Genomic DNA, 7,753 nt, shown 5'->3' on the forward strand with positions numbered 1-7,753 from the left:
CCTCGCCGCGGCCTCGCCCGCCCCGATCCGCAGCCGGGCGGCCGCGGCGAGGCTGGAGCCGACGCCCGGGTACTGCGTCGTGCGGACGAACCAGGGGTCGCGGCGGGTCTCGGCGGTGGCGCCGGCGAAGACGAGGGTCCAGCCGTCGCCCGCGAGAGCAAGCCACTCGGCGGTGCGGCCGTGCACGGCGTCCTCGCCCTCCGCGTCCGCGGTGAACACGGCGGGCGGCTCGCTCTCCTTGGGCGCCCGCCAGAAGAAGCCTCCGTAGGCCGCGCCCGGGCGGCCGTTGGTGGCCGGGCTGCCGAGGGTGACGGCGTCGTGTCCCGGATTGATGAGGGCGAAGGTGAGATCCAACGCCCATGCGCTGTCGCCGAGTTGGGTCACCGCGACGGTGCGCCGCTCGCGCAGCAGCAGCCTCGCCCCGGCGGTCCACTCCAGGTCCTCGACGAACCCGGCCGGGTCGCACCGCGTGAACTCGCGGTGCGACTGCTCGCCGTGGTTGTCGAGCACGGTCGGGCCCCGGCCGCGTACGTAGGTCCGTCCGCCCCAGAAGTTGTGCCCCGCGACGTCCGGCACCGCGACGCCGACGCCGAGGTGGTGCGGATGGTCGGCGGGGGCGGACTCGGTGACGCTCACGCCGCAGAGCGTGGCGACCGGGTGCAGATACGGACGCGGGGCCGGGTGGTCGGCGACCTCGGTGCGGATCTCGTAGCGGGCGACCGGGCGGCCCCCGCAGCGCAGGGTGAGGGGTGCGGTGGCGAGGCGGTTCACGATGCTGCCTCCAGTCCTGGCCGGGCCCAGGGCGCGCCGAGCGCGGCATAGCCGGTGAGGGTGTCGGCGCTGGCGGCGACGAGCCCGTCGATGCCGTGCACGACACGGCGGACGGCGCCGTCGCCGGAACCCGGGGCGGTGCGCCACGCCTCGGCGGGCAACGCGACCGGGTCGGGGGCGCGTCGAATCGCTTCGACGACCCGCATGAAGGAGCCGGTCGCGGCGGGTGGGACGAGGAGTTCCGCGCCGGTGGCCAGGTGGTCGAGGAGGTTCTCCAGGAGGTCGGTGCGCCCGTGCACGCTCTCCTCCGGGCCGTGCCCCGCGCGCTGCACGAGGACTCGGTCCTGCTTGTACCAGAAGGTGATCCGGCCGCCGCTGCCGTGCACGACGACGTACGGCTCATCGGGGCGCTCGGCGCACAGAGTCGCGGCGACGGTGACGCGCGAGCCGCGGCGCGTGGTGATCCCGACGAACGAGGTGTCGTCGGCCTCGATGGCGTTGGCACGGAAGAGTTCGGTGCGGATGTCGGCGAGGTCGTCGGCGCCTCTCGCCCCGTCGAGGGCGAGGGCGGTGGCGACGGCGTGGGCGAGGGGGTTGGTGAGGACCCCGTCGACGACGTCGACCGCCCGGCCGGTTGCGGTGCCGTCGTGGAGGCGGCGGTGGCCGGCCCACGGGGCGCGCCGGTAGTAGGCCTCGTCGCGCGCCCAGGCTCCGGCGGCGCCGACACCGAGCGGCTCACCGATGACGCCGTCGCGTACGAGATCTCGTATATGAGACAGCGCGTGCGAGCCCAGCGACTGGAATCCGACCTGGCACGCGATCCCCGCCTCGGCGACTCCCCGGACCAGCCGCTCGTATTCCGTATATGACGGCGCGGGGGGCTTCTCCAGGAGCAGGTGCACCCCCCGTTCGGCGGCGGCGAGGGCCAGGTCGGCGTGGGTGGGGATGGGGGTGCAGACGATCGCGACGCGGGCCCCGGTGGTGTCGAGCAGCGCCCCGAAGTCGGCGGACTGCGCGACGGGGTGCGCCGCCGAGCCGAAGGCCGCCAGTTCCCTCTCCTCCAGCGGCGCGAGCTCGCACACGCCGGCGAGCGTGACGCGGCCCGCGTCGGCCAGGCGCCGCAGGTTGGCCAGGTGCCAGCGGCCGTGGCCGCGCGCCCCGGCGAGCACGACGGGGACCGGCTCCGTGCCGGACGGCGCGCTCATCCCTTCACCGCCCCGGCGCTGAAGCCCGTGACGAGCCACTTCTGGATGAAGGCGAAGACGATGACGACGGGCACGGCCGCGACGACACCACCGGCGGCGAGCGCGCCCAGGTCGACGGAGTCGGCGCCCATGAGGGTCGCGAGCCCGACGGGAATCGTCTGCTTGTCCTGGTCGGACAGGAACATCAGGGCGAACAGGAAGTGGTTCCAGCTGTGCACGAAGGCGAAGGAGCCGACGGCGATGAGGCCGGGCCGCAGCAGCGGGAGCACCACGGCGCAGAAGGCGCGGAAGCGGCCGCAGCCGTCGACCCAGGCGGCCTCTTCCAGGGACATCGGCACGTTCTTGATGAACCCGCTGATGAGGATCATCGTGAGCGGGAGCTGGAAGACGGTCTCGGCGATGATGACGCTGCCCAGCGAGTTGATCATCTTCAGGTTGGCGAAGATCTGGAACAGCGGGACGAGCATCAGGGCGCCCGGGATGAACTGCGAGCACAGCAGGGCGAGCAGGAAGCCCTGCTTGATCCTGAAGTCGAAGCGCGCGAGCGCGTAGCCGCCGGCCAGCGCGACGACGGTCGTCATGAGCATCGAGGCGACGCCGACGAGCAGGCTGTTCTGGAAGAAGGTCGCGAAGGCCCGCTCGTTCCACACCTTGTCGAAGTGTTCGAAGGTGAGCGGCCACGGCACCAGCGACGTGGAACCGCCGGGCCGGAACGCGAACAGGAGCATCCAGTAGAACGGGATGAGCGTGAACAGGAGGTAGACGCCGAGCGGGACGTAGATCTGCCAGCGCGGCACCTCGTCCCAGGCGCGGCCCCTCGTGGGCGGGGGCAGGTCGCGGCGGTGGCGGCCGGGGACGGCCACGGGCGTGCTGGCGGCGGTCAACTGGACTTCCTTGACGGTCACTTGTCCTCGCCCCCGAACTTGCTCAGGCGCAGATAGAGCATCGAGCAGAACAGGAGGATCACGAAGGCGATGGAGGTCAGCGCGGAGGCGTAGCCGAAGTCGTGCGAGTCGACGGCGATGGAGGCGATGCGCAGCGGCAGGGTGGTCGTCTCGCCCGCGGGGCCGCCTCCGGTGAGGGTGTAGAGGAGGTCGACGTTGTTGAACTCCCACACCGCGCGCAGCAGCGTGGACAGGATGATCGCGTCCTTCAGGTGCGGCAGCGTGATGTGGAGGAACTGCCGCAGGCGGCCGGCGCCGTCGACCTCCGCGGCTTCGTACAGGTCCTTCGGGACGGACTGCAGGTCGGCGAGGATGAGGATCGCGAAGAAGGGGACGCCGCGCCAGAGTTCGGCGGTGACGACGGCCGGGAAGACGGTCGCGGTGTCCGACAGCCACGAGGTGCCGTACGAGCCCACGCCCATGTCGGCGAGGTAACGGGTGATGCCCGTCTGGGAGTTGTAGAGCAGCATCCACACGGCGGAGGTGAGCACGCCCGAGACGGCCCACGGCGAGAAGACGAGGGCGCGGGCCACCGCGCGGCCCACGAACGTCTGGTTGACGACGAGGGCGAGCCCGAGGCCGAGCAGCAGTTGGAGCACCACCTGCACGACGACCCACTGGGCGCTGAAGCCCAACGTGCTCCAGAAGTCCGGGTCGTTCGTGAACGCGGTGACGAAGTTGTCGAGGCCGGCGAAGCCGTTGCGCCACGGCTTGGTGGGGTTGTAGTTCTGCAGGCTGTAGTAGAAGACGCTGATGACGGGGTACGCGATGAAGCCCAGCATCAGCAGCGCGGCGGGCGCGATCAGCAGGTACGGGAGCCTGCGCGGGGTGGCCGACTTCCGGCGCCCGGCGGGCGGGACGGTCGGCGGGGCTTTCGCCACGGCTGCGGCTTGGGCCATGACTGACTCCGATCTTCGAAGCGCTTCGCGGACGCTGTTCGAAATATCGGCCAAAAGGCCAAGGAGAGGGCAGGGGAAGGGCGGGAGAGGTACGCAAGGACACGGAAAGAGGCAGGGCGGGGCGGCCGTGTGTGACCGCCCCGGTCGCCAGGCGGCTCAGCCCGCGTAGGGATCGGGGACCTTGCCCGGCCTGGCCAGGAAGGAGAAGTCGCAGCCGGTGTCGGCCTGCGTGATCTGCTCGTTGTAGAGCGCCCCGTAGCCGCGTTCGTAGCGTTCGGGCGGCGCGGTCCACTGCGCCCGGCGCCGCTCCAACTCCTCGTCGGTGACGTCGAGTTGGAGGGACCGGGCGTCGACGTCGAGGGTGACGCCGTCGCCGGTGCGGACCAGCGCGAGGGGTCCGCCGACATGCGACTCGGGGGCCACGTGCAGCACGCACGCCCCGTAACTCGTGCCGCTCATCCGGGCGTCGGAGATCCGCACCATGTCCCGTACCCCCTGCTTCAGCAGATGTTCCGGGATCGGCAGCATCCCGTATTCGGGCATGCCGGGCCCGCCCTTGGGTCCGGAGCCCCGCAGCACCAGCACGCTGTCCGCGGTGATGCCCGACTCCGGGTCGTTGATGGTGCGTTGCATGGTCCTGTAGTCGTCGAAGACCACGGCGGGGCCGGTGTGCTTGAGCAGGTGCGGCTCGGCGGCGATGTGCTTGATGACGGCGCCGTCGGGGCAGAGGTTGCCGCGCAGCACGGCGACTCCGCCCTCGGGCGCGACCGGGTTGTCGCGGGTGCGGATCACGTCGTCGTCATGCACGACCGCGCCGGCGAGCTGCTCCCCCAACGTGCCGTTCACCGTGGGCCGTTCGAGGTGCAGCAGGTCGGTGATCCGGGAGAGGAAGGCGGGCAGGCCGCCGGCGAAGTGGAAGTCCTCCATGAGGTACGTCCGTCCGCCGGGCCGCACGTTCGCGAGCACCGGCACGGTGCGCGCGAGACGGTCGAAGTCGTCGAGGGTGAGACGCACTCCCGTGCGGCCCGCCATCGCGATCAGGTGGATCACGGCGTTGGTGGAGCCGCCGAGCCCGAGCACCGTGGTGACGGCGTCCTCGAAGGCGTCCTCGGTGAGGATCTCGGACGGCCTGAGCGCGGTCCAGGCCAGCTCGACGGCGCGCCGTCCGGAGGCGGCGGCCATCCGCTCGTGCGCCGAGTCGACCGCGGGGATCGAGGAGGCGCCGGGCAGCGTCATACCGAGCGCCTCGGCCGCGGCGGTCATCGTGGAGGCGGTGCCCATGGTCATGCAGTGACCCGGCGAGCGCGCCAACCCGCCCTGCAGCTCGCGCAGTTCGCAGTCCGTCAGATTGCCCGCGCGGTGCTCGTCCCAGTACTTCCACATGTCGGTGCCGGAGCCGAGGGTCTCGCCGCGCCAGTGTCCGGGCAGCATCGGCCCGGCGGGCACGAAGAGGGCGGGCACGTCGGCCGAGGTGGCACCCATGAGCAGCGCCGGGGTCGACTTGTCGCAGCCGCCGAGCAGCACGGCCGCGTCGACGGGGTAGGAGCGCAGGAGCTCCTCGGTCTCCATGGCGAGCAGGTTGCGGTACAGCATCGGGGTCGGCTTCTGGTACGTCTCCGAGAGCGTGGAGACGGGGAACTCGAGGGGGAAGCCGCCGGCCTGCCACACGCCCCGCTTGACCGCCTCGGCGCGCTCGCGCAGGTGGACGTGGCAGGGGTTGATGTCGGACCAGGTGTTGAGGACGGCGACGACCGGGCGGCCCCGGTACTCCTCGTCCTCGTAACCGAGCTGCCGCATCCGGGCGTTGTGCGACCAGGTGCGCAGGGCTCCCTCGGTGCCGTACCACTGGTGGGAGCGCAGCTCCTCGGGGGTCAGCCTGGTGCGGGCGGGGCTCATATGGACCACCCCGCCGCGATGTCGGCGACCTCGGCGCGCTCCGCCTCGGGCAGTTCCTGGCTCGGCGGGCGGACGTCGCGGCGGCACAGGCCGAGCGAGGCGAGGGCCTCCTTGACGACGGTGACGTTGTTGGCGGAGGCGTCGGCGCCGCGCAGCTCCTCGAAGCGGCGGATCTGCTCCCAGACCTTCATCGCGGCCGGGTAGTCGCCCGATCGAAGCGCTTCGATCATGGAGAGCGAGACGCCGGGGGCGACGTTCACGAGTCCGGAGGTGAAGCCGGTGGCGCCGGCCGAGAAGTAGGACGGCGCGTACGGCTCGGCGAGCCCGGCCACCCACACGAAGCGGTCGAGGCCCGCGTCCCGGGCGAAGGCCGCGAACCGTGCGGCGTCCGGCACGGCGTACTTCACGCCGATCACGTTCGGGCAGGCGGCGCCGAGGTCGGCGAGCCGGGCGCCGGGCAGCGCGGCGTTCCTGAGGTAGGGGACGACACCGAGCTCGGGCACGGCGTCGGCGATGGCGCGGTGGTAGTCGACCCAGCCGCCCTCGGAGACGTACGGGTGCACGGGCTGGTGCACCATCACCATGTGGGCGCCGAGGTCGCGGGCGCGGCGCGCGGTGTCGATCGCGGTCGGCACGTCGTGCCCGACGCCGACCAGGATCGCGGCCCGCTCCCCCGCCTCGGCGAGGGTCAGCTCGGTGACCCGCAGCCGTTCCTGCGGCGTCAGGGCGTAGAACTCACCGGTGTTCCCGTTCGGGGTGAGGGTGCGCACCCCCGCGTCGAGCAGGCGCCGCAGCAGGGTCTTGTACGTGGCCTCGTCGAGGGATCCGTCCGCGGCGAACGGGGTCACCGGGATCGCGACGACGTCGGCCAGTGCGGCCCGCTGGGCCTCGAAGTCGTACGTGGTGGTCGTCGGCGCTGTCATGACTGGTGCTCACCCTCTTCTTCCCGGGCCTCGGGGAAGGCCCGTCGTACGAACGACGCGATGTGGTCACGCAGCGCGCGCGAGGCGCCCTGGGCGTCACCGGCGAGAGCGAGCTCCAGGATCTCCCGGTGCTCGGCGGCCTCCCGCTCCCAGGACGGGTCGAGCGCCCACGCCACGGCGGAGACGAGCGCGGCCTGGTCGCGGACCTCGTCGAGCATCTTGCCGAGCAGCGGGTTGCCGCAGGGGAGGTAGAGGGCGCGGTGGAACTCCCGGTTGGCGAGGGAGCGCTGGGCCGTGTCGGTCGCGGTGGCCGCACTTTCGAGGGCCTCGCGGGCGGCGTCGAGAGAGGCGCGGCGGTGCACGGTGCGGCGCAGTGCCTCCGGTTCGAGCAGCAGGCGCACGTCGTAGACCTCGCGGGCCATGTGCGCGTCGACCGTGCGCACCGTGACGCCCTTGTACTGGTTCATCACGACGAGCCCGGTCCCGGCCAGGGTCTTGAGCGCCTCGCGCACCGGTGTCTTGGAGACCCCGAACTGCGCGGCGAGGTCACTCTCCACCAGGGCGTGCCCCGGTCTCAACTGCCCGGTCAGGATGCGGTGCTTGATCTCTTCCTGCACGTACTGGGTCCGGGAGGGGATCGGGATGGGCACTGAGGTCATGCACGCCTCGCGTCTGTCTCGCTTCTGATGTACCGCGTCTGATGTATCGCGTCTCATATATGACGTACGAAGTACGACGCGTTGAAGCTAGAAGCAGGGCGATGTTTCGTCAACGCTTCTGGCAGAAGAAGTCCGAAGCTCCCGCTGTGAAACGGTAGTTGTCGCGCCGGGACACCACGATCTGCTGCTGCCGGATGGGCATGCGCGGGCGCCCGGTCCGCCGGGCGGGGCCACCGCGGGTCACCGCGTGGCGTGCTGCCGGACGGGGGCGCCACGGGTCACCGCGTGGCGTGCTCCGCCCGGGCACAGGTGCCTGGCTGTGCGCGCGTCACGGGCACGGCTGCCTGGCTGTGCGCGCTCACGGCCGCCAGTGGGGGTCGCGGCCGCTCAGCCCGATGACCCGGTCGACGAACGGGGCGTCGTCCGGTACCGGCACGACCGGCCCGAACAGGCCCT

General features: G+C 71.8%; 6 protein-coding genes and 2 pseudogenes. All 8 read right to left on the minus strand.

Annotated features, from left to right (window positions below; all coding sequences use genetic code 11):
• A partial coding sequence (locus G3I40_RS07980; protein WP_164301459.1) for a PmoA family protein occupies positions 1 to 771 on the minus strand: 771 nt, incomplete at its 3' end.
• Complete coding sequence (locus G3I40_RS07985) at positions 768 to 1,976, minus strand: Gfo/Idh/MocA family oxidoreductase (RefSeq protein WP_164301460.1); 1,209 nt, start codon at positions 1,974 to 1,976, stop codon at positions 768 to 770. The genes G3I40_RS07985 and G3I40_RS07980, both read right to left, overlap by 4 nt.
• A pseudogene (locus tag G3I40_RS07990) lies at positions 1,973 to 2,788 on the minus strand (carbohydrate ABC transporter permease); the annotation flags it as partial. The pseudogene G3I40_RS07990 and the gene G3I40_RS07985, both read right to left, overlap by 4 nt.
• Positions 2,789 to 2,877: 89 nt before the next feature.
• Complete coding sequence (locus G3I40_RS07995) at positions 2,878 to 3,819, minus strand: sugar ABC transporter permease (RefSeq protein ID WP_164301461.1); 942 nt, start codon at positions 3,817 to 3,819, stop codon at positions 2,878 to 2,880.
• 156 nt (positions 3,820 to 3,975) lie between these two features.
• Positions 3,976 to 5,715: an L-arabinonate dehydratase gene (gene araD, locus G3I40_RS08000; RefSeq protein ID WP_164301462.1), complete on the minus strand. Its 1,740-nt coding sequence runs from the start codon at positions 5,713 to 5,715 to the stop codon at positions 3,976 to 3,978.
• A complete protein-coding gene (locus G3I40_RS08005) occupies positions 5,712 to 6,638 on the minus strand; it encodes a dihydrodipicolinate synthase family protein (RefSeq protein WP_164301463.1) in 927 nt (308 codons plus the stop codon). Before G3I40_RS08005 ends, araD begins: the two co-directional genes overlap by 4 nt.
• Positions 6,635 to 7,297 (minus strand): GntR family transcriptional regulator, encoded by a 663-nt coding sequence (locus G3I40_RS08010; RefSeq protein ID WP_164301464.1) that lies wholly within the window; start codon positions 7,295 to 7,297, stop codon positions 6,635 to 6,637. Before G3I40_RS08010 ends, G3I40_RS08005 begins: the two co-directional genes overlap by 4 nt.
• Positions 7,298 to 7,655: 358 nt before the next feature.
• Positions 7,656 to 7,753, minus strand: a pseudogene (locus tag G3I40_RS46970) (TIGR03086 family protein); the annotation flags it as partial.

It is taken from the genome of Streptomyces sp. SID14478 (assembly GCF_010548525.1).
In the GTDB taxonomy this organism is placed as follows: Bacteria; Actinomycetota; Actinomycetes; order Streptomycetales; family Streptomycetaceae; genus Streptomyces.

What these genes read in the sequence shown, in the direction of transcription:
- G3I40_RS07985 (WP_164301460.1), bottom strand. Translation starts at nt 1,976, where the DNA reads ATGAGCGCGCCGTCCGGCACGGAGCCGGTCCCCGTCGTGCTCGCCGGG.
- G3I40_RS07995 (WP_164301461.1), bottom strand. Translation starts at nt 3,819, where the DNA reads ATGGCCCAAGCCGCAGCCGTGGCGAAAGCCCCGCCGACCGTCCCGCCC.
- araD (WP_164301462.1), bottom strand. Translation starts at nt 5,715, where the DNA reads ATGAGCCCCGCCCGCACCAGGCTGACCCCCGAGGAGCTGCGCTCCCAC.
- G3I40_RS08005 (WP_164301463.1), bottom strand. Translation starts at nt 6,638, where the DNA reads ATGACAGCGCCGACGACCACCACGTACGACTTCGAGGCCCAGCGGGCC.
- G3I40_RS08010 (WP_164301464.1), bottom strand. Translation starts at nt 7,297, where the DNA reads ATGACCTCAGTGCCCATCCCGATCCCCTCCCGGACCCAGTACGTGCAG.